General features: G+C 67.0%; 21 protein-coding genes. 7 read left to right on the top strand and 14 right to left on the bottom strand.

What is annotated here, in order from left to right; translation table 11 throughout:
- Positions 1–3: 3 nt before the first annotated feature.
- The 4 genes from D5301_RS17280 to D5301_RS17265 are packed head-to-tail and all read right to left on the bottom strand — an operon-like array spanning position 4 to position 1883.
- A complete protein-coding gene (locus tag D5301_RS17280; RefSeq protein WP_032127599.1) occupies positions 4–597 on the bottom strand; it encodes a PH domain-containing protein in 594 nt (197 codons plus the stop codon).
- A 3-nt stretch (positions 598–600) separates the two neighbouring features.
- Positions 601–780 carry a DUF4177 domain-containing protein gene (locus tag D5301_RS17275; protein WP_032127598.1) on the bottom strand — a complete coding sequence of 60 codons (180 nt, stop codon included), beginning with the start codon at positions 778–780 and terminating at the stop codon, positions 601–603.
- Complete coding sequence (locus D5301_RS17270; RefSeq protein WP_049398902.1) at positions 777–956, bottom strand: hypothetical protein; 180 nt, start codon at positions 954–956, stop codon at positions 777–779. The genes D5301_RS17275 and D5301_RS17270 overlap by 4 nt, the downstream gene beginning before the upstream one ends.
- A gap of 45 nt (positions 957–1001) precedes the next feature.
- A complete protein-coding gene (locus D5301_RS17265; RefSeq protein ID WP_032127597.1) occupies positions 1002–1883 on the bottom strand; it encodes an SPFH domain-containing protein in 882 nt (293 codons plus the stop codon).
- Positions 1884–2020: 137 nt separating this feature from the next.
- Between D5301_RS17265 and purT the strand changes: the two genes are divergently transcribed.
- On the top strand, positions 2021–3208 hold the full coding sequence (gene purT / locus D5301_RS17260; protein WP_153856394.1) for a formate-dependent phosphoribosylglycinamide formyltransferase: 1188 nt from the start codon (positions 2021–2023) through the stop codon (positions 3206–3208).
- A 77-nt stretch (positions 3209–3285) separates the two neighbouring features.
- On the opposite strand, the gene D5301_RS17255 is transcribed toward purT, so the two are convergent.
- Positions 3286–4494: an endonuclease/exonuclease/phosphatase family protein gene (locus D5301_RS17255; RefSeq protein ID WP_153856393.1), complete on the bottom strand. Its 1209-nt coding sequence runs from the start codon at positions 4492–4494 to the stop codon at positions 3286–3288.
- Positions 4495–4532: 38 nt separating this feature from the next.
- Positions 4533–5288 carry an arginyltransferase gene (locus tag D5301_RS17250; RefSeq protein WP_049447050.1) on the bottom strand — a complete coding sequence of 252 codons (756 nt, stop codon included), beginning with the start codon at positions 5286–5288 and terminating at the stop codon, positions 4533–4535.
- Between the two features lie 156 nt (positions 5289–5444).
- On the opposite strand from D5301_RS17250, the gene D5301_RS17245 reads away from it, so the two are divergent.
- Complete coding sequence (locus D5301_RS17245) at positions 5445–6005, top strand: EF-hand domain-containing protein (protein WP_153856392.1); 561 nt, start codon at positions 5445–5447, stop codon at positions 6003–6005.
- Positions 6006–6056: 51 nt separating this feature from the next.
- Here D5301_RS17245 and D5301_RS17240 read toward each other — a convergent pair whose 3' ends face one another.
- From D5301_RS17240 to D5301_RS17225, 4 genes are all read right to left on the bottom strand, one after another.
- Complete coding sequence (locus D5301_RS17240) at positions 6057–7274, bottom strand: sigma-70 family RNA polymerase sigma factor (protein WP_049398908.1); 1218 nt, start codon at positions 7272–7274, stop codon at positions 6057–6059.
- A 207-nt stretch (positions 7275–7481) separates the two neighbouring features.
- Positions 7482–7991 (bottom strand): pathogenicity-like protein, encoded by a 510-nt coding sequence (locus D5301_RS17235; protein ID WP_153856391.1) that lies wholly within the window; start codon positions 7989–7991, stop codon positions 7482–7484.
- Between the two features lie 4 nt (positions 7992–7995).
- Complete coding sequence (gene tesB, locus D5301_RS17230; RefSeq protein ID WP_008265305.1) at positions 7996–8904, bottom strand: acyl-CoA thioesterase II; 909 nt, start codon at positions 8902–8904, stop codon at positions 7996–7998.
- Between the two features lie 138 nt (positions 8905–9042).
- A complete protein-coding gene (locus tag D5301_RS17225; RefSeq protein WP_153856390.1) occupies positions 9043–9819 on the bottom strand; it encodes an enoyl-CoA hydratase/isomerase family protein in 777 nt (258 codons plus the stop codon).
- A gap of 34 nt (positions 9820–9853) precedes the next feature.
- Between D5301_RS17225 and D5301_RS17220 the strand changes: the two genes are divergently transcribed.
- Positions 9854–10300, top strand: a complete 447-nt coding sequence (locus tag D5301_RS17220; protein ID WP_153856389.1) for a copper chaperone PCu(A)C — start codon at positions 9854–9856, stop codon at positions 10298–10300.
- 71 nt (positions 10301–10371) lie between these two features.
- Here D5301_RS17220 and D5301_RS17215 read toward each other — a convergent pair whose 3' ends face one another.
- From D5301_RS17215 to uvrA, 3 genes are all read right to left on the bottom strand, one after another.
- The gene (locus D5301_RS17215) at positions 10372–11097 is read right to left on the bottom strand and encodes an enolase (protein WP_153856388.1); all 726 of its coding nucleotides are present in this window, start codon (positions 11095–11097) and stop codon (positions 10372–10374) included.
- A gap of 98 nt (positions 11098–11195) precedes the next feature.
- Positions 11196–11603 (bottom strand): thioesterase family protein, encoded by a 408-nt coding sequence (locus D5301_RS17210; protein WP_006424673.1) that lies wholly within the window; start codon positions 11601–11603, stop codon positions 11196–11198.
- Positions 11603–14605: an excinuclease ABC subunit UvrA gene (gene uvrA / locus D5301_RS17205; RefSeq protein WP_153856387.1), complete on the bottom strand. Its 3003-nt coding sequence runs from the start codon at positions 14603–14605 to the stop codon at positions 11603–11605. The genes D5301_RS17210 and uvrA overlap by 1 nt, the downstream gene beginning before the upstream one ends.
- 316 nt (positions 14606–14921) lie before the next feature.
- Here uvrA and rplU point away from each other — a divergent pair, with 316 nt between their 5' ends.
- The 3 genes from rplU (at position 14922) to cgtA (ending at position 16742) form a co-directional block, all read left to right on the top strand.
- Positions 14922–15230: a 50S ribosomal protein L21 gene (gene rplU, locus D5301_RS17200; RefSeq protein ID WP_005408557.1), complete on the top strand. Its 309-nt coding sequence runs from the start codon at positions 14922–14924 to the stop codon at positions 15228–15230.
- An 18-nt stretch (positions 15231–15248) separates the two neighbouring features.
- The gene (rpmA, locus tag D5301_RS17195) at positions 15249–15512 is read left to right on the top strand and encodes a 50S ribosomal protein L27 (protein ID WP_005415704.1); all 264 of its coding nucleotides are present in this window, start codon (positions 15249–15251) and stop codon (positions 15510–15512) included.
- A gap of 177 nt (positions 15513–15689) precedes the next feature.
- Positions 15690–16742, top strand: a complete 1053-nt coding sequence (cgtA, locus tag D5301_RS17190) for an Obg family GTPase CgtA (RefSeq protein WP_153856386.1) — start codon at positions 15690–15692, stop codon at positions 16740–16742.
- Positions 16743–16937: 195 nt separating this feature from the next.
- On the opposite strand, the gene rpsT is transcribed toward cgtA, so the two are convergent.
- Positions 16938–17207: a 30S ribosomal protein S20 gene (rpsT, locus tag D5301_RS17185; protein ID WP_005408560.1), complete on the bottom strand. Its 270-nt coding sequence runs from the start codon at positions 17205–17207 to the stop codon at positions 16938–16940.
- A gap of 117 nt (positions 17208–17324) precedes the next feature.
- Between rpsT and murJ the strand changes: the two genes are divergently transcribed.
- Positions 17325–18929 carry a murein biosynthesis integral membrane protein MurJ gene (gene murJ, locus D5301_RS17180; RefSeq protein WP_110711602.1) on the top strand — a complete coding sequence of 535 codons (1605 nt, stop codon included), beginning with the start codon at positions 17325–17327 and terminating at the stop codon, positions 18927–18929.
- Positions 18930–18998: the final 69 nt, after the last annotated feature.

Here is an 18998-nt window from a genome sequence, read left to right as displayed (position 1 = left end):
AGCTTACTGCCGTGGTGCCGACGCGGCCACCTTGCGCAGCGCATCGAGCAGCGCCTGCGGCCGGTCCACGCTGAGCAGCAGCGTGCTGCCATCACTGACCGGCAGGGCGAGGACACGCGCACGGTCGGTGACCAGCGCGAAGCCCTTGCCGCCACCCTGCAGGCGGAAGTGGCCCGAGTAGAAGCCCGGCATTGAATAGCCATTGGTTTTGACACGGATGCCATAGCGGCGGTCACGCTGCAGGTCGACCACCTCGGCCTGGTCCAGCCGCAGCTGCGCCACCGGCACGCGCCGCCGGTACATCGTCGAGCGCACGTCCAGCACGTTGCCGGCCAGCTCCACCCGGCGGCGGAAGAATGCGGCCCCCAGCCCGACAGCGAGTACAGCGATGACGATCAGGCTCCATGCCGCACTGCCGCCCATCCGGAACCAGGGCGGCGACAGCGTTACTTCGATCCAGGGTGCGTTCGCCGGTGCCTTGTACAGCTGCGCATACAGGCAGGCCACGAAGGCAGCCAGCAGCGGCAGCACGATCCACAGCACGCGCAGCGGCGAACTCTCGGCCACGTCAAAGGGTTTCGGGTCACTGCCGCCCATGGTTCAGGCCTCCTTCTTGAACACCAGCATCGCCGGGCGCATCGGCGCCGGGATGATGATGTTGACCAGCTCCCAGCCCAGCTGGCCCTGCCGGCTCAGCTCGGCCTGGACATCCTCGGCCTTGAGTACGCCCATCATGGAGGTCTTGACCTCGATCGTCTGGTAGCTCCAGCGCTTGCTCATTCCTTGTCCTCCGGCGATGCCTTGGGTTTGGGCAGGCGTCCTGCCTTGCGCAGCGCGTCGCGCAGCACGTATTCGATCTGAGCGTTGAGGCTGCGCAGTTCGTCATCAGCCCAGCGCTGCGCCGCAGCCAGGACGTCGGCGTTGATGCGCAGCGGGTAGGCTTTCTTCTCACTCATGGGGGCTCCTGGCGGGGCGGTGGGGCGCCCCGTTGCGAGTGTGGCTCAATACAGCGAGCCTGCATTGACGATCGGCTGGGTGCCGCGGTCCGAGCACAGCACGGTCAGCAGGTTGCTGACCATGTGCGCCTTGCGTTCCTCGTCCAGCTGCACCACGCCGTTCTTCTGCAGTTCGGCCAGGGCCATCTCGACCATGCCGACCGCACCGGCAACGATGCGCGTGCGTGCGGCGATCACCGCGTTGGCCTGCTGCCGCTGCAGCATCGCCTGGGCGATTTCGGCGGCGTAGGCGAGGTGGCTGATGCGTGCGTCGATGACCTGCACGCCGGCGTCGGCCAGGCGCTCGGCCAGTTCGTTCTTCAGGTGCTGGGAAATCTCGCTGGCATGACTGCGCAGTGCCAGCTGGCCATCCTCATGCTGGTCGTAGGGGTAGCTGGTGGCCATCGCGCGCAGTGCCGATTCGGACTGGATGTGCACGAAGCTCTCGTAGTCGTCCACGTTGTAGACCGCCTCGGAGGCATCGACCACCTGCCAGACGATGACCGCGGCGATCTCGATCGGGCTGCCGTCCAGCTCGTTGACCTTCAGCTTGCCGCTCTCGAAGTTGCGCACGCGCTGGCTGACCCGGCGCTTGGCGTAGAAGGGGTTGTTCCAGCGCAGGCCGTTGTCCTTCACGGTGCCCACGTATTTGCCGAACAGGCTCAGCACCGCCGCCTGGTTGGGCTGGACCGTGTACAGGCCGGCCAGGGCGAAGATCGCCAGCGCCGCCACCAGGATGCCGGCCAGCATCAGCAGCAGGTTGGGGGAACCGGTGCTGGCCTTGGCTGCTACCCCCAGTACGAACAGGGCGCCGCCGGCGAGGGCGACAAGCAGGGCGCCGGCCAGCGTGCCGAGGCCGTTGAGCGAAGACAGCGACTTCTCTTTCATGGCGGTACGTCCTTGAGGGTTCGGAATGAAGATATCAAAGTGATATCACTTGTCGACTACCGTTCGTCGGATGCCATGGCCGGGGTGCCCGGCCAGCTAGAATGCCCACCCGCCTTCACATCGCTGCTGGAACCGCCATGGCCAAGCTTGGAACTCCGTTGTCCCCCTCCGCCACCCGCGTGCTGCTGCTCGGCTCGGGCGAACTCGGCAAGGAGGTGGCCATCGAGCTGCAGCGGCTGGGCGTGGAAGTGATCGCCGCCGACCGCTATGCCGATGCCCCGGCCATGCAGGTCGCGCACCGCTCGCACGTGATCGACATGCTCGATGCGATGGCCCTGAGTGCCCTGATCGCCCAGGAGCAGCCGCACCTGGTGGTGCCGGAGATCGAGGCCATTCACACCGAAACCCTGGTCCAGCTGGAACAGGAGCAGGGCCTGCGGGTGATCCCGACCGCGCGCGCCGCGCGCCTGACCATGGACCGCGAAGGCATCCGCCGCCTGGCCGCCGAGACCCTGGGCCTGCCGACCTCGCCCTACCGCTTCGTCGATACCGAAGCCGAGTACCGCGCCGCTGTGGCCGCCATCGGCCTGCCGTGCGTGGTCAAGCCGGTGATGTCGTCCTCGGGCAAGGGCCAGAGCACGCTGCGCAGCGAGGCGGACATCGCCCCGGCCTGGGACTACGCGCAGACCGGTGGCCGTGCCGGTGCCGGCCGCTGCATCGTCGAAGGTTTCATCGATTTCGACTACGAGATCACCCTGTTGACCGTGCGCCATGCCGGCGGCACCTCGTTCTGCGCGCCGATCGGGCATCTGCAGAAGGACGGTGATTACCGCGAAAGCTGGCAGCCGCAACCGATGTCGAGCGCGGCACTGGCGCGTGCCGAAGAGATTTCGCGCGTGATCACCGATGACCTCGGTGGCTGGGGCCTGTTCGGTGTCGAGCTGTTCGTGAAGGGCGACGAGGTGTGGTTCAGCGAAGTGTCGCCGCGCCCGCACGACACCGGCCTGGTGACGCTGGTCTCGCAGGAACTGAGCGAGTTCGCGCTGCACGCGCGCGCCATCCTCGGCCTGCCGATCCCGGTGATCCGCCAGAGCGGCCCGTCGGCCTCGTGCGCGCTGCTGGCGCATGGCGAGGGCGTGCCGTACTTCAACAACGTCGCCGCCGCCCTGCAGGTGCCGGACACCGCCGTGCGCCTGTTCGGCAAGCCGAGCGTGCACGGCCATCGCCGCGTCGGCGTGACCCTGGCGCGCGCGGAAACCATCGACGAAGCGCGTGCCATCGCGCGTGATGCCGCCGAAGCCATCGGCGTCGAACTGCGCCCGTAAAACAAAAAGGGGACGGAGGGGATTAAGTCGTTTGTGCCACAAACGACTTAATCCCCTCCGTCCCCTTTTTGTGGGGGTTACGGCTTCACGTCCACCCACACCAGGTGGTGGTCGCTACCGTCGGCGATCTTCGCTTCGGGGCTTTCATTGGCCGGCCAGAAGATGCCGCTGCCCACGTATTCGAAACCGGTCGAGGGCAGCACGTAGTCCAGGCGCATGGTGCCGGACTTCGGGCCGAAATCGCCGGTGGCATGGAACGGTGCGCCCTTGCGCTCGATGCCCTTGGCCGCATAGGCCAGGCTGGTCTGCTCGCCGCCGACGCTGCGCGGGGTGGGGTAGCGCAGCACGCGGGCGTTCTCGATCAGTTCGACGATCGCCTCATGGCGGCCATCGCCGTCGACCGGGTCGTTGTTGAGGTCGCCGAGGATCACGAAGCGCGCGTCCTGCGCCAGGCCACCGCACTGCCCCTTGTCGTCGCACAGCCACGGCTTGTCACCCTTGGACAGGTATTCCTGCCACAGGCGCAGTTCGTCGTGGTTGCGCGCGGCGTTGCGCTTTTCCGGGCCATCGAACACTGGCGGCGTCGGGTGCGAGACCAGCGCGTGCACCACGCCGGCCGGGGTCTTCACCGGCACGTCCCAGTGCGACTTCGACGACAGGCGCAGCTGCGACCACACGTGGTCGTTGTAGAAGCTCTTGCCGGTGCGCGGGTCGACCGGACGGATCGCGCCCGGCATCGCGCTCCACTTCAGCAGCTGGAAGCTGCGCACCTTGGCTTCATCGATCGGGTAGCGCGACAGCACCAGCATGCCGTACTGGCCCGGGTGCAGGCCGTAGCCCCAGGCATCGTTGCCGCGGCTGCGGCCTTCGCCGCCGACCACGCCGTTGTTGTCCAGGTCCAGGCCGCTGGGCACGCCGGTGTTGACCGGGGCCAGGTAGCGGTAGGCGAAGTGCAGCGGCTTGCCGCCACCGGGCTGGGCGACGTCCAGGTAGCGCTTCTGGAACAGGTCGGCGGCGCGATGCGCGTCGTCGAAGTCGAATTCGTTCAGCAGCACCAGGTCCGGGCGCACCTGCTGCAGCACCGCGGCGATCTTGCGTGCGTGCTCGCTGTCGCCTTCCAGTTCCTTGATCAGGCCACCGGCGTCATCGGAGTACAGCGAGGTGTTGTAGGTGGCCAGGCGCAGCGCAGCGGACGGCTTTTCGGTCATCGCAGGGGACGTGGCGAAGGCGGGGGCGGTGGCGCCGCAGAGCAGGGCCAGGGCGAGGATCAGGGGTTTGGCGTTCATGGGCCGTATTGTGCACCCGGCCCGGTGTCAGCGGTTTGTCAGCGCCCGTCCAGATCGTTGTCGAAATCGTGCCAGCGGCGGCCATCGTAGGCCTCCAGCGGATGGAAGCGGCGCTTGTAGTCCATCTTCTGGTGGCCGCGGATCCAGTAGCCCAGATAGACGTGCGGCAGGCCCTCGCGGCGGGCCCACTCGATCTGCTGCAGGATCGCGAAGGTACCCAGCCCGCGCGCGGCGTGGTCCGGGTCGAAGAAAGTGTAGACCGCCGACAGGCCGTGTTCGGTGACGTCGGTCACCGCCACCCCCAGCAGCTGGCTGGGCTGGCCGTCGTGGCCGGGCAGGCGCATCTCCATGAAGCGGGTGTGCGACCAGCTGCCGATCAGGAACTGCTCGAACTCGTGCGGGCCGTGGTCATCCATGCCGCCGTTGGCATGGCGGTGGGTGAGGTAGCGGTGGTACAGCGCGAACAGGTCGTCGCGGGCGGTGGCGGCGGTGATCCGCACCTCCAGGTCGTCATTGCGGGCGGCACAGCGGCGTTGGCTGCGATCCGGGGCGAAGCGCGCCACCGGAATGCGCACCGCCACGCAGGCCTGGCAGTGCGCGCAATGCGGCCGGTAGACCAGGTCGCCGCTGCGGCGGAAGCCCCAGCTCAGTGCCAGCGGGTACAGGCCGCCAAGGCGGCGATCGTGCGGGTCCAGCACCAGGTCGCGCGCCACCCGGTCCGACCAGTACCCGCAGGGGTGCTCGCCGGTCTGGAAAAGTCGCAGTTCGTCGTCTCTGTCGCCATGTATCGCCATAGGCACAGCATAGCCCCAGCCTGTCGCAGTGGTGGCGACTGTCCGCCGGATGAATGGAACTGGCAGAGGCGTCAACCGACGTCGCGCCCGGGCGTTGTTGTTCCCCGAGGGTGAAGTGATCACCCCGACGCTGTTCCCATCCCCAGGAGTGACCTCATGATCCGTACCCCCCTGCTGCTGGCCCTGCTGCTCGGCACTTCCGCTTCCGGTATCGCGCTCGCGGCCGACACCCCGACCACGCCCGCGCAGCGCTCGGCCAAGCTGGACACCAACGGCGACGGCGTCATTGACCGCAGCGAGGCGGCTGCCAACCCGCGCCTGGCCGCGAAGTTCGACGAGCTGGACAAGAACAAGGACGGCAAGCTTTCGCGCGATGAGTTGCCGCGCTGGAAGCACGGTCGCCGTGGCCACGGCGGTGAGCGCTGGGCCAAGCTGGACGTCAACAAGGACGGCCGCATCAGCCGCGAGGAGGCCAAGGCCGACCCGCGTCTGGCCGCGCGCTTCGACCAGCTCGATCTCAACAAGGACGGCTACCTGGACAAGGCAGATCGCGAGCTGCGCATGAAGCAGCGCCGTGACGCCTGGTTCGCTGCCGCCGACACCAACAAGGACGGCCAGCTGAGCAAGGCCGAGTTCGACGCCGCCAAGGGCCCGATGCACGGCGGCCCGCGCCACGGCGGTCCGCGCGATGGCGCCGCGCCGAAGCCGCAGCGCTGAGTTTCAACGCAATGAATGACGACAACGCCGGCGCACTGCCGGCGTTGTCCGTTACAGGCGGCCGCTGCGCATCAGTGAGTACACCACCAGCGCGATGACCATCAGGTTCATGGCGATGATGCCGGTGCGGCCGTACATCGATTCGAACTTCCAGTTGATGCCGGTGCGTCCGCGGCGGGCCGAATCGCGCGCGATCATCGGTGCCATCACCCGCTGCAGCGGCACCAGGCACTGGTAGTTGACCACGCCCAGGCCTACCGCCAGCACCGTCAGCTGCGCCCAGACCGGCGCCTGCAGCATCACAGCCAGCAGGATCGCCAGGCACCAGAACATGCCGGTGATGATGTTGAGGTAGAGGAAGCGGCGCACGTCGCGGCGCTCGGATGCCGTTTCGGTGTACGACATCAGGAAGCGTCCGCCCAGATAGCTGCCGATCGCACCACCGACCACGCCGCCGATCACCGCCCCCCAGCTTTCGGCCGGCAGCACGTGCAGCTGGCCCAGCGTGGCAGTCAGCGAGCCCATCGCGGTGCCGCCCGCAGCGCTGGCACCGCCGAGGCCAAGCTTGCTGCCGCCGATGCCGACACCGGTGCCGAGCAGCACCGCAGCACTGGCCGTGCCGGGCGCAGCCACCAGCACCATCGACACCACGGCAGTGGCGAATGCCGCGCTCGGTGCGCTGCTGCGCGCGAACTCGCCGAAGCGCTGCAGCAGGCCATCGCGGACCAGGGCGCGGGCACGCGACAGGCGCTTGCGCACGGCGGCGTCACTGAGCCCAAGCAGGTCGGCCACCTGCTGCGAGCGCTGGCCTTCGCGGTAGTACAGCAACAGCACTTCGCGGCTGTCGGCCGGCAACGCGGAAATGATGTCCTCGGCGGCGATCTCTTCCTCCACCCGCTGCAGGCGATCGGCCGCGCCCGGGGCCGGGTCGGCGGCCATGCCCATCGCAACCTCGGCGGCCTCGCCGGTCAGCGGTCTGCCGCGCTGCGCGCGCAGCCAGTCGCGGGCCAGGTTGCGGGTGATCTGCCGCAGCCAGGGCAGGAAGCTGGTCGAGCTGCGCAGCTGGTGCAGCTGCTGCCAGCCCTTCACGAAGGCCTCCTGGGCGATGTCCTCGCTGGCCTGACGATCGCGGGTGATGGCCAGCGCGATGGCGGTAACCGTGTTCTGGCAGGCCAGCACGATGCGGCCATAGGCGTGCTGGCAACCGCTGGCGGCGGCGGGCAGTTCGCGTTCCAGGGTCTGGTCGATCGATGCGGCGAACGTCGTCATGGCGGCGGCTCTCCTGCTGGGATTGTGTCCCATGACGGAGCCGCGCGCGAAGTGTGACCAGCATTCTGTGCGGTAGTGCCGGCCGCTGGCCGGCAACCTCATGACAAAAAAGGGACGGAGGGGATTAAGTCGTTTGAGGCACAAACGACTTAATCCCCTCCGTCCCCTTTTTGCGGCTGCCGGCCAGCGGCCGGCACTACCCGTGCGTCACTTCGAGGGCTGGATGCGGACCCGGACTTCTTCCTCTTCCGGTGCGGCCTGCGGAGCCGGTTGCGTCTGCTGCGGCTGGGCCTGCGGGGCAGGGGCCGGTGCGACCGGCGCCGGGGCGCCGCGATGGCGCAGGCCGATCACCAGCGCTACGCCGGCGATCACCACCAGCAGGGCGATACGGATGCGCCAGGCCCAGCTGCGGCCACCGCTGCCCTGTTCCGGCGCGTCGCGGAAGGCGAATTCGGCGGTCGGATGGTCGCGGCGGGTGGTGTCGAGCAGGCGCGCCTCGCGCAGGATTTCACGCGCGCGCGGCTGGTCGTCGGCGCGCACGATCCACACCGCTGGGTAGGCGTTGGCGTTGCCCAGGTCGGTATAGCTGAACTGGCCGCGGCGACGGGTCTTGTACGAGCGCCCGTTGGTCACCTTGACGTCGATGCCATGCTCGCGCAGGAGCTCGGCGACGCCTTCGACGGTTTCCACGCGCTGGCTGCTGAAGATCTGGCGCATCGGATCAATCCTTGGCCGGCACGGCGGCGGCCGCGGCCTGGTCGGGAACCACGCGGATCAGGCCTTCCTGCGCGGTGCTGGCCACCAGTACGCCGTTGCGGGTGAAGAACTGGCCGCGGGCCAGGCCGCGCGAATCCTGCGCGCTGGGGCTGTCCAGCGAGTACAACAGCCAGTCATCGGCGCGGAACGGGCGGTGGAACCAGATGGCGTGGTCGAGCGAGGCCATCTGCACGTGCGGGTGGTAGTAGCTGATGCCGTGCGGGAACGTCGCCGTGCCCAACAGGTGGAAGTCGGAGGCGTAGGCCAGCAGCGCCTGGTGCAGCTCCGGGGCATCGCCGACCGGTTCGCTCAGGCGCAGCCACACCTGGTGGTACGGCGGGCGCTTGGGTGGATTGAGTTCGTCACGCGGGTAGACGTGGCGGAACTCGAACGGGCCGCCGCGCGACAGCCAGCGCTGCACCTTGATCGGCAGCCGCTCCAGCACTTCGGCCGGCAGCGGGCGGTTCGGTTCGATGTCTTCAGGCTGCGGCACTTCGGGCATCTTGTGCTGGTGCTCGGCACCGGTTTCGGCCTGCTGGAACGAGGCCGCGCAGAAGAAGATCACCTTGCCGTGCTGGATCGCGGTGACCCGCCGCACCGAGAAGCTGCCGCCGTCGCGGGTACGGTCCACGTCGTAGACGATCGGATGGTCGATGTTGCCGGCGCGCAGGAAGTAGGCGTGCAGCGAGTGCACGTGGCGGCCGTTGTCGACCGTGGCCTGTGCCGCGGCCAGCGCCTGGCCCAGCACCTGGCCGCCGAACACGTACTTGGTACCGATGTCGCGGCTCTGCCCGCGGAACAGGTTGTCCTCCAGCCGCTCCAGCGTGAGCAGGTCGATCAGCTCGGAGACGACGGGTTCGGGCGTGTCGTTCAAGGGGGCGGCCACAGCAATGAAGAGGCCCCGATTATACCGGTCAGGCCAGTCCATCATTGGTAGTGCCGGCCGCTGGCCGGCAACCTCATGATCCTCCTGGGGTACCTGCGGTTGCCGGCCAGCGGCCGGCACTACCGGTTATTTGCCCAGCCGGGCCACCAGCGCCTGCAGGGCATTCTGCGCATCCGGGGCGAACCAGGCCTCGACGAAGCGGTCGAGCTGGATCAGGTCCGGCTGCAGCGCAACGTGCAGGTCCGCGCGGGCAATCGCACGGGTCAGCAGCATCGGCTGGCGCGGCTGCTTGAGCAGGTTCTGCAGCCAGGCCACGGCACGTGCCACCACCAGGTTACCTTCGGCCAGTTCGTCGACCAGGCCGATCTGCAGCGCCTGTTCGGCCGGCACCAGCGAACCGGTGGTCAGCAGGACGCCGGCGCGGTGCACGCCCACCGCACGGCGCAGCAGGCGCTGGATGCCCTCCGGTGCGATCAGGCCCACCTGCACTTCGTTCAGGCCGATGGCATACGGCCGCGACGGATCGGCGCTGCGCGCCATCACCCGGTAGTCGCAGCACAGGGCCAGCACGCAGCCACCCGCCGGTGCGTGGCCGGTGATCGCCGCGACCACCGGGATACGGCTCTCGGCCAGCGTGCGCACGGCGCCAAAGAAGGCGTTCCAGGTGTCCAACAACTTGTGCTTGTCATCGCCATGCGAGAGCAGGTGCGGCACGTCCATGCCACCGGTGAAGATGCGCTCGCTGCCCGACAGCACGATGCCGTGCGCGTCTTCGGCCATGGCCAGCTCGATGGCATGGATCAACTGCCGGCACAGTTCGGTGTCCAGTGCGTTGACCGGCGGCCGCGCCAGGCGCAGTTCGCGGATGGGGCCATGGTTGATCACCTCGATGAGCGTCGTCATGCTGCGGTCTCGTTGCGAAGAAGGAACCTGGGCGATGATAACCACACCATTCGTTGGCGTACTGTTGGTTCTGTGTGCGGCCGCAGCATCGGCCTCGGCGGCGGAACCGGCCTGCGTCACGGTGGAGCAGGGCTGGGCGCGGCTGCCACCGAATCCAGCGATGCCGATGACCGCCGGCTATGGCGTGATCCACAACGGCTGCAGCAAGGCGGTGGCGATCACCGGCGCGACCAGCAGCAGCTTCAATGATGTGTCGCTGCACGAAACCACGATCACGGATGGGGTCAGCCGGATGCGCGCGATCGAGCGCCTGCCGCTGGCGCCGGGCGCACGTGCCGAGCTCAAGCCCGGTGGCCTGCACCTGATGCTGATGCAGGGCAAAGGCGCGTTGAAGGAAGGCCAGGCGCTGCCGCTGCGACTGCAGCTGGAAGGTGGCGGCGAAGCGAGCGCGACGCTGACCGTGCGCAAGGCCGCGCCATAGCGGGATGGTAGTGCCGGCCGCTGGCCGGCAGCACGCGAAATGCCAGCAGTGGCCGGCACTACCAGGCGGGTTTATGACCAGTCGTACGAGAACAGCACCGTGCGGCTTTCCGGCTCGTACAGCATCACGATCGCATCGGCGCCGGTGGCGCACCAGTTGTAGCCGGCCACGTCGGCCACGGCGAAGAATTTGTTGCCATTGCGGGTGATGATCACTGTTTCGGCATCGTCCGCAGCGTTGGGGTCATCGGCTGCTTCGGTGAAGCCCAGCTCGAATGCTGCGGGAATCTCCGCGGTCTCGGTCCAGTTGCCGAAACCGATCGGGCCACCCAGCGTATCCAGGTAATCGCGCTCGCTGGCCTCACCCTTGCCGTAGCGCGAGTAGCAGGCGAGGCGGCCATGCGTGGCATGGTAATCGCGGGCCTTGGCGTAGCTCTCGCGCATCTGCGCGATGTGTTCCTGCGCATCCTTGTCCTGTACCGCATCACTGATGAAATAGCCCGCGTTGCCGAGGAAGCGCATCTCGTTGCCGGCGGTCAGTTCGAAGGCGATCCAGTTGGTGCCGGTGAAATCGTTGTGGTGTTCTTCGGTGGTCTCGCCGATGCAGCCGTCATACGGCTCGATCGGGCACAGCATCGTTGCCACCTGGCCGGCCAGTTCCGGGCGCAGCACGCCGAGGTCGATCTTCAGTAGCGGCAGCAGGTGCTGGCCGAGCCAGGCCTGGTCGGCGGGGAAGACATCGGTGGGGAAGGCGACCATGCCGGGCAGCAGGTCGCGCAGTTCAGTCTGGTGGATCATGTCAGTCCTTTGATCAGTGTCGGTAGGGCCGGCCGCTGGCCGGCATCCGCGATACATCTGGAGGTTGCCGGCCAGCGGCCGGCACTACCACAGGCGCGTCAGGTCGACGCGCTGCGGATCGCCTCCGGCAGCGGTGCGCTCTTGCCGGTCTGGGTGTCCATCCAGACCACCACCACGTTGCCGTCCGAATAGAGCTTCGATTCGTCCTGCTGGTCGACGATGCGGTGGCCGATGGTCACGCTGCTGTTGCCCAGGCGCTCGACGAACAGCTCGACCAGGATGTCGTTGGGCCACACGATCGGCAGCCGGTAGTTGACGTTGGTCGCGGCCACCACCGGTGCGATGCGGTCGGTCATCGACACACCGTCCACGCCCAGCATCCAGCGCACGCGCGCTTCTTCCAGGTAGGAGATGTACTTGGCGTTGTTCACATGGCCCATGCTGTCCATGTCACGCCAGCGCACGCTGATCGGGATGCGGGCCAGGATCTTGTGTTCGCTGCTCATCAGGCGTCCTTTTTCTTCTTGCTGGCAGTGGCGGTCTTGCTGGTTTTGCCGGTGCTCTTGGCAGCCACGGCCTTCTTGACTGGCTTTTCCGCCTTTTCAGGCTTCACCTTGCGCGGCGGGCGGGCGTCTGGCTTGTTGGCCACGGCAGCCGGCTGCTCGGGGCGCGCGCTGGTGGACGGCAGCATGCGCGCCAGGAACTGGCCGGTATACGACTGCGGACAGGCCGCCACGTCTTCCGGCGTGCCGGTGACCAGGATGGTGCCGCCACGGTGGCCACCTTCCGGACCGAGGTCGACGATCCAGTCGGCGGTCTTGATCACGTCCAGGTTGTGCTCGATCACCACCACCGTATTGCCTTCGTCGCGCAGCTTGTGCAGCACGCCCAGCAGTGCTTCGATGTCGTGGAAGTGCAGGCCGGTGGTCGGCTCGTCGAGGATGTACAGGGTGCGGCCGGTATCGCGGCGCGACAGTTCCTTGGAGAGCTTCACGCGCTGCGCTTCACCACCGGACAGCGTGGTCGCGCTCTGGCCCAGCTTGATGTAGCTCAGGCCGACGTCGACCAGTGTTTCCAGCTTGCGCGCAATCGACGGTACCGGCTCGAACAGCTTCAGTGCATCCTCGACGGTCATTTCCAGCACGTCGTTGATGTTGAAGCCCTTGTACAGGATCTCCAGCGTTTCGCGGTTGTAGCGCTTGCCATGGCAGACGTCGCAGGGCACGTACACGTCCGGCAGGAAGTGCATCTCGACCTTGATCAGGCCGTCACCCTGGCAGGCTTCGCAGCGGCCGCCGCGCACGTTGAAGCTGAAACGGCCCGGCGAATAGCCGCGCGCACGCGCTTCGGGCACCTGTGCGAACAGTTCGCGCAGCGGCGTGAACAGGCCGGTGTAGGTGGCCGGGTTCGAGCGCGGGGTGCGGCCGATCGGCGACTGGTCGATGTCCACCACCTTGTCGAACAGGTCCAGGCCATCGATCTCCTTGTACGGAGCGATCGGGTGCGAGGCACCGTTGATCTCGTTGGCGGCCAGCGAGAACAGGGTGTCGTTGATCAGGGTCGACTTGCCCGAGCCGGATACGCCGGTCACGCAGGTCAGCAGGCCCGACGGAATCGCCAGGTCCACGCCCTTCAGGTTGTTGCCGGTCGCCCCGCGCAGGTGCAGGGTCATCTTCGGGTTCGGCGTGTGCCGGCGCGCCGGAATCTCGATCGCGCGCTTGCCCGACAGGTACTGGCCGGTCAGCGAGCGCGGTGCCTCCAGGATGTCCTGCAGGGTGCCCTGGCCGACGATCTCGCCGCCGTGCACGCCCGCGCCCGGGCCGATGTCCAGCACGTAGTCGGCCAGCCGGATCGCATCCTCGTCATGCTCGACCACGATCACCGTGTTGCCGAGGTCGCGCAGGCGGGTGAGGGTACCGAGCAGGCGTTCGTTGTCGCGCTGGTGCAGGCCGATCGACGGCTCGTCGAGCACGTACATCACACCGACCAGGCCGGCGCCGATCTGGCTGGCCAGGCGGATGCGCTGTGCCTCGCCACCGGACAGGGTGTCGGCCTTGCGCTCCAGGGTCAGGTAATCCAGGCCGACATCGACCAGGAAGCCGAGGCGTTCGCCGATCTCCTTGACGATCTTCGCGGCGATCTCGCCACGCCAGCCCGGCAGGCTCAGTTCACTGAAGAACTTCAGTGCCTCGTCGATCGGCAGCACCACCAGCTCCGGCAGCGGACGGTCGGCCACGAACACGTTGCGCGCCGCCTTGTTCAGGCGCGCACCATGGCATTCCGGGCACGGCTGTTCGCTGATGTACTTGGACAGCTCCTCGCGCACCGCCGGCGACTCGGTTTCCTTGTAGCGGCGTTCGAGGTTGGGAATGATGCCCTCGAAGCGATGCTTGCGCTGGGTGCGGCCGCCAGCTTCGGTGAAGTAGGTGAAGGTGATCGTTTCGTCGCCGCTGCCGTACAGCACGGCCTGCTGCACCTTGGCCGGCAGCGAGTTCCAGGCGGCGTCCACGTCGAACTTGTAGTGCTTGGCCAGCGAGGCGATCAGCTGGAAATAGTAGGCGTTGCGGCGGTCCCAGCCGCGCACCGCACCGGCGGCCAGCGACAGCTCCGGATGCACCACCACGCGCGAGGGATCGAAGAACTCGGCGATGCCCAGGCCATCGCAGCCGGGGCAGGCGCCCATCGGTGCGTTGAACGAGAACAGGCGCGGTTCCAGCTCCGGCAGCGAGTAGTCGCACACCGGGCAGGAGTACTTGGAGGAGAACAGTGCCGGCGTGGCGTCGGCGGTGTCCAGGCTCTGCACCGAGGCCATGCCATCGCCCAGCTTCAGTGCGGTCTCGAAGCTCTCGGCCAGGCGTTGCTTGATGTCCTCGCGCGGGCGGAAGCGGTCGATCACCGCCTCGATGGTGTGCTTCTGGCGCAGCGCCAGCGGCGGCACCGCATCGATTTCATACAGCTCGCCGTCCACGCGCACACGCACGAAGCCCTGCGCACGCAGCTGGTCGAACACCTGTGCGTGTTCGCCCTTGCGGTCGCGGATGACCGGCGCCAGCAGCATGTAGCGCTGTTCCGGGTCCAGCGTCAGCACCTGGTCGACCATCTGGCTGACTGTCTGCGCTTCCAGCGGGTAGCCGTGGTCCGGGCAGCGCGGGGTGCCGACGCGGGCGTACAGCAGGCGCAGGTAGTCGTAGATCTCGGTGATGGTGCCGACCGTCGAACGCGGGTTGTGCGAGGTCGACTTCTGCTCGATCGAGATGGCCGGGGACAGGCCTTCGATGTGGTCCAGGTCCGGCTTTTCCATCACGCTCAGGAACTGGCGCGCATAGGCTGACAGCGACTCGACGTAGCGGCGCTGGCCTTCTGCATAGATGGTGTCGAACGCCAGCGAGGACTTGCCCGAACCGGACAGGCCGGTGATCACGATCAGCTTGTCGCGGGGCAGGTCGAGGTCGAGGTTCTTCAGATTGTGCGTCCGCGCGCCGCGGATGCGGATGAAATCCATCGCCATGGGGGATCCGGTTGTGGGGGCGTTGGCTGGGTGCCGGGCCAGCAGGGAACGGCAATCGGTCAGCCTACCGAGGTGACCAGATGGGGGCAATGGGCGACAATGCCAGCCCGATGTCTCACCTGATGAGACAGGCCGACAGGCAGGGGTCAGATCCCTTTTCACGACGTGAAAAGGGATCTGACCCCGTTCCGGCCAGGCCCCCGGGCCGTTCAGGGGTTGACTTGACCCGCGCCCGCTGATCTGCGTACAATCCCGCTCCTGTCCGCCCTCGATGGCGGCAGCTCAGACCACAATAACTACAGAGGAAGGCCTGGTCATGTACGCAGTACTGGTCACCGGCGGTAAGCAATACCGCGTGGCGCAGGGCGAAAAGCTCCGCATTGAAAAGCTCGAAGTCGAAGTCGGCAGCGAGATCAAGTTTGACAACATCCTGATGCTGGGTGACAGCGACGGCGTGAAGCTGGGCGATGCGCTGAAGGGCGCTGCCGTCACCGCCAAGGTCCTGTCCCAGGGTCGTGCTGACAAGGTCCGGATCATCAAGTTCCGTCGCCGCAAGCACCACATGAAGCGTCAGGGTCACCGTCAGTACTACACCGAAATCGAGATCACCGGCATCGCCGGCTAAGCATCAGGAGAAGCAGTCATGGCACATAAAAAGGGCGTAGGCTCCTCGCGCAACGGTCGCGACTCCAACCCGAAGTACCTGGGCGTCAAGATCTTCGGCGGCCAGGCCATCGAAGCCGGCAACATCATCGTGCGTCAGCGCGGCACCCAGTTCCACCCGGGTTCGGGCGTTGGCCTGGGCCGTGACCACACCCTGTTCGCCCTCGTGGACGGCAAGGTGGAGTTCTCGGTCAAGGGCGCCAAGAAGCGCCGCACCGTCAGCATCGTCTCGGCCGACGCCTGATTCAGGCATCGCCGGCACCCGTGCCTCGGCATGGGGGTGCTGCATGAAGAGCCCCGCTTCGGCGGGGCTTTTCGTTAGAGTGAAAGCAAGACCGGCCAGGCCGGGTTGCCGGCCAGCGGCTGGCATAACATTCAAGGCGACGGCTGGCAGGCCGCGCCCATCGCAGGCATCGAAACAATGAAACTGGTAGACGAAGCAGAAATCGAAGTGTTCGCCGGCAACGGCGGCAACGGCTGCATTGGCTTCCGTCGCGAGAAGTTCATTCCGCTCGGCGGCCCGGACGGCGGCGACGGCGGTGCGGGCGGCAGCGTGTATATCCGCGCCGACGAAAACCTGAACACCCTGGTCGACTTCCGCCATGACCGCATCTTCAAGGCGCAGCGTGGCGAGAACGGCATGGGCCGCCAGGCCTATGGCAAGGGCGGCGAAGACCTGACCATCACCGTGCCGGTCGGCACCGTGGTCATCAACGTCGCCACCGATGAAGTCATCGGCGACCTGACCCAACATAACGACCGTCTGCTGGTGGCCCAGGGTGGCCGCGGCGGCTTGGGCAACATGCATTTCAAGAGCTCGACCAACCGCTCGCCGCGCCAGGCGCTGCCGGGCGAGCCGGGCGAAGAGCGCACGCTGAAGCTGGAGCTGAAGCTGCTGGCCGACGTCGGCCTGCTGGGTTTCCCCAATGCCGGCAAGAGCACCCTGATCCGTGCCGTTTCGGCGGCGACGCCGAAGGTGGCCGATTACCCGTTCACCACGCTGTACCCGAACCTGGGTGTGGTGAAGGTGGAGAACTACCGCAGCTTCGTGATCGCCGACATTCCGGGCCTGATCGAGGGCGCGGCGGATGGTGCCGGCCTCGGCGCGCAGTTCCTGCGCCACCTGCAGCGCACCCGCCTGCTGCTGCACCTGGTGGACATCTCGCCGATGGAAGGCGGCGTGGAAGGCATTTCCCCGGTCGAGCAGGTGCGTGCGATCGAGCGCGAACTGGAAAAGCACGATCCGGAGCTGCTGAACAAGCCGCGCTGGCTGGTGCTGAACAAGGCCGACCTGATGTTCGAAGACGAAGCGAAGGCGGCGGCCGAGCAGATCGTCGCCGAGCTGGGCTGGAAGGAGCCGTGGTTCCTGGTTTCCGCGCTGGGCCGCGAAGGTACCTTCCCGATCATGAGCCGGATCATGGCCTTCTTCGATCGCCAGAAGGAAGACGAGCTGGAAGCCCGCAACGCGCAGTAATGCTGTTGTGGTTCCATGCGAAAAACCCGGCTTCGGCCGGGTTTTTCATTTTCCGGTAGTGCCGGCCGCTGGCCGGCATTCCTCGGGGTTGCCGGCCAGCGGCCGGCACTACCGGATCGCGGGCAACAAAAAACCCGGCCGGGGCCGGGTTCTTGTCTGCTGCCCGACCCCGAAGGGCAGGGCGGCAACGCCGGATCAGGCGGCCTTGAGGGCCTTGATGCGGTCGTTCAGGCGGCTCTTGTGACGAGCAGCCTTGTTCTTGTGGATCAGGCCACGCGCGCTGAAGCGATCCAGGATCGGCTGGGCAACGGCGAAGGCGGCTTCGGCGCCGGCGGCATCGTTGGCGTCCAGCGCCTTGATCACTTTCTTGACAGCGGTGCGCAGCATCGAGCGCTGAGCCACGTTGCGCGCGTTGCGCACGACGGTCTGCTTGGCGCGCTTCTTGGCGGACTTGATATTGGCCACGGTGGTGGTTTCCTGAAAAAATCGGTGTTATGGGAACAGCAAGCTAGCTAGTATGATGGCGTAAGAAATGCACGTCAAGTCGATTGTCAAGAGGGACGCTGAGTGAGTTCACCCAAGTTGTTGCGGGGCCTGCTGTCGTTCAGCAGCATGACCATGGTCTCGCGCGTTCTCGGACTTGTCCGGGACTTCGTGGTGACCACCACGTTCGGCACCAACGCCATCACTGATGCTTTCTGGGTCGCCTTCAGGGTACCCAATTTCCTGCGCCGGTTGTTCGCCGAAGGGTCTTTCGCCACCGCTTTCGTGCCGGTGTTCACGGAAGTGAAGGAAACCCGCAGTCACGCCGAGCTGCGCGAACTGATGGCCCGGACCGCCGGCACCCTGGGCGGGGTACTGATGCTGGTCACCGCGCTGGCGCTGATCTTCGCGCCGCAGCTGGCCTCGGTCTTCTCAAGTGGTGTTGATACCGATCCGGTCAAGCAGGGCCTGCTGGTCGACCTGTTCCGCCTGACCTTCCCGTTCCTGCTGTTCGTATCGCTGACCGCACTGGCCGGCGGCGCACTCAACAGCTTCCAGCGCTTCGCGATGCCGGCGCTGACCCCGGTCATCCTCAACCTGTGCATGATCGCCGGCGCGCTGTGGCTGGCGCCGCGGCTGGGCGGCACCCCGGAAAAGCAGATCCTGGCGCTGGGCTGGGCGGTACTCGCCGCCGGCATCCTGCAGCTGCTGTTCCAGCTGCCGTCGCTGAAGGGCATCAACCTGCTGACCCTGCCGCGCTGGGGCTGGAGCCATCCGGGCGTGCGCAAGGTGATGACGCTGATGGTGCCGACCCTGTTCGGTTCCTCGGTGGCGCAGATCAACCTGCTGCTGGATACGGTGATCGCGGCCAAGCTGACCGACGGCTCGCAGTCCTGGCTGTCGCTGGCCGATCGCTTCCTGGAGCTGCCGCTGGGCGTGTTCGGCGTGGCGCTGGGCACGGTGATCCTGCCGGCGCTGGCCCGCCACCACGTCAGTACCGACCGCGAGGGTTTCTCGCGCTCGCTGGACTGGGGCCTGCGCATGACCCTGCTGATCTCGGTGCCGGCCATGTTGGGCCTGCTGCTGCTGGCCGAACCGCTGATCGCGACCATCTTCCAGCACGGCCAGTTCAGTGCCTTCGATACCCGCATGACCGCGCTGTCGGTGTACGGCCTGAGCTTCGGCCTGCCGGCGTTCGCCCTGCTGAAGGTGGTGCTGCCGGCGTTCTATGCCCGCCAGGACACCAAGACCCCGGTCCGTGCCGGCGTGGCCGCGCTGGTGGCCAACATGGTGTTCAACTTCGCCCTGCTGGCCGTGCTGTACCAGGTCATGGTGCCGGACGAGCTGAAAGCGCAGGGCGTGATGGCTGCCATCGGCAAGCAGCCGGGCCTGCACCTGGCGCTGGGCATTGCCAGCGCGCTGTCCAGTTACCTGAACCTGGGCCTGCTGTGGTACTGGCTGGGCAAGACCGACGTCTACCAGCGCCGGCCGGGCTGGGGCGGCTATCTGGTACGCCTGGTGCTGGCCTGCGTGGCCATGGTTGGCGTGCTGCTGGCCCTGCTGCACTGGCTGCCGGGCTTCTCCGCGATGAGTGTGTGGGAGCGGATCGGTGCCCTGGCGCTGCTGGTCGGCGGCGGCGGCGCGACCTACGCGGTGGCCATGCTGGCGATGGGCTTCCGCCCACGCGACCTGCGCGGGCATTGATCGCGGCCCGTGGCGGCTATACTTCAGGGTTACACCATTGAAGCGGCGGCCCCGGTCGGGCCGGAACGA

The sequence above is a fragment of the Stenotrophomonas sp. MH181796 genome (assembly GCF_009659995.1).
In the GTDB taxonomy this organism is placed as follows: domain Bacteria; phylum Pseudomonadota; class Gammaproteobacteria; order Xanthomonadales; family Xanthomonadaceae; genus Stenotrophomonas; species Stenotrophomonas riyadhensis.
This window is presented reverse-complemented; position numbering and strand designations above follow the sequence as displayed.

Bases quoted from the DNA above. Each gene is read 5' to 3' on its own strand.
- D5301_RS17280 (WP_032127599.1), bottom strand. From the start codon at position 597: ATGGGCGGCAGTGACCCGAAACCCTTTGACGTGGCCGAGAGTTCGCCG.
- D5301_RS17275 (WP_032127598.1), bottom strand. From the start codon at position 780: ATGAGCAAGCGCTGGAGCTACCAGACGATCGAGGTCAAGACCTCCATG.
- D5301_RS17270 (WP_049398902.1), bottom strand. From the start codon at position 956: ATGAGTGAGAAGAAAGCCTACCCGCTGCGCATCAACGCCGACGTCCTG.
- D5301_RS17265 (WP_032127597.1), bottom strand. From the start codon at position 1,883: ATGAAAGAGAAGTCGCTGTCTTCGCTCAACGGCCTCGGCACGCTGGCC.
- purT (WP_153856394.1), top strand. From the start codon at position 2,021: ATGGCCAAGCTTGGAACTCCGTTGTCCCCCTCCGCCACCCGCGTGCTG.
- D5301_RS17255 (WP_153856393.1), bottom strand. From the start codon at position 4,494: ATGAACGCCAAACCCCTGATCCTCGCCCTGGCCCTGCTCTGCGGCGCC.
- D5301_RS17250 (WP_049447050.1), bottom strand. From the start codon at position 5,288: ATGGCGATACATGGCGACAGAGACGACGAACTGCGACTTTTCCAGACC.
- D5301_RS17245 (WP_153856392.1), top strand. From the start codon at position 5,445: ATGATCCGTACCCCCCTGCTGCTGGCCCTGCTGCTCGGCACTTCCGCT.
- D5301_RS17240 (WP_049398908.1), bottom strand. From the start codon at position 7,274: ATGACGACGTTCGCCGCATCGATCGACCAGACCCTGGAACGCGAACTG.
- D5301_RS17235 (WP_153856391.1), bottom strand. From the start codon at position 7,991: ATGCGCCAGATCTTCAGCAGCCAGCGCGTGGAAACCGTCGAAGGCGTC.
- D5301_RS17225 (WP_153856390.1), bottom strand. From the start codon at position 9,819: ATGACGACGCTCATCGAGGTGATCAACCATGGCCCCATCCGCGAACTG.
- D5301_RS17220 (WP_153856389.1), top strand. From the start codon at position 9,854: ATGATAACCACACCATTCGTTGGCGTACTGTTGGTTCTGTGTGCGGCC.
- D5301_RS17215 (WP_153856388.1), bottom strand. From the start codon at position 11,097: ATGATCCACCAGACTGAACTGCGCGACCTGCTGCCCGGCATGGTCGCC.
- D5301_RS17210 (WP_006424673.1), bottom strand. From the start codon at position 11,603: ATGAGCAGCGAACACAAGATCCTGGCCCGCATCCCGATCAGCGTGCGC.
- uvrA (WP_153856387.1), bottom strand. From the start codon at position 14,605: ATGGCGATGGATTTCATCCGCATCCGCGGCGCGCGGACGCACAATCTG.
- rplU (WP_005408557.1), top strand. From the start codon at position 14,922: ATGTACGCAGTACTGGTCACCGGCGGTAAGCAATACCGCGTGGCGCAG.
- rpmA (WP_005415704.1), top strand. From the start codon at position 15,249: ATGGCACATAAAAAGGGCGTAGGCTCCTCGCGCAACGGTCGCGACTCC.
- cgtA (WP_153856386.1), top strand. From the start codon at position 15,690: ATGAAACTGGTAGACGAAGCAGAAATCGAAGTGTTCGCCGGCAACGGC.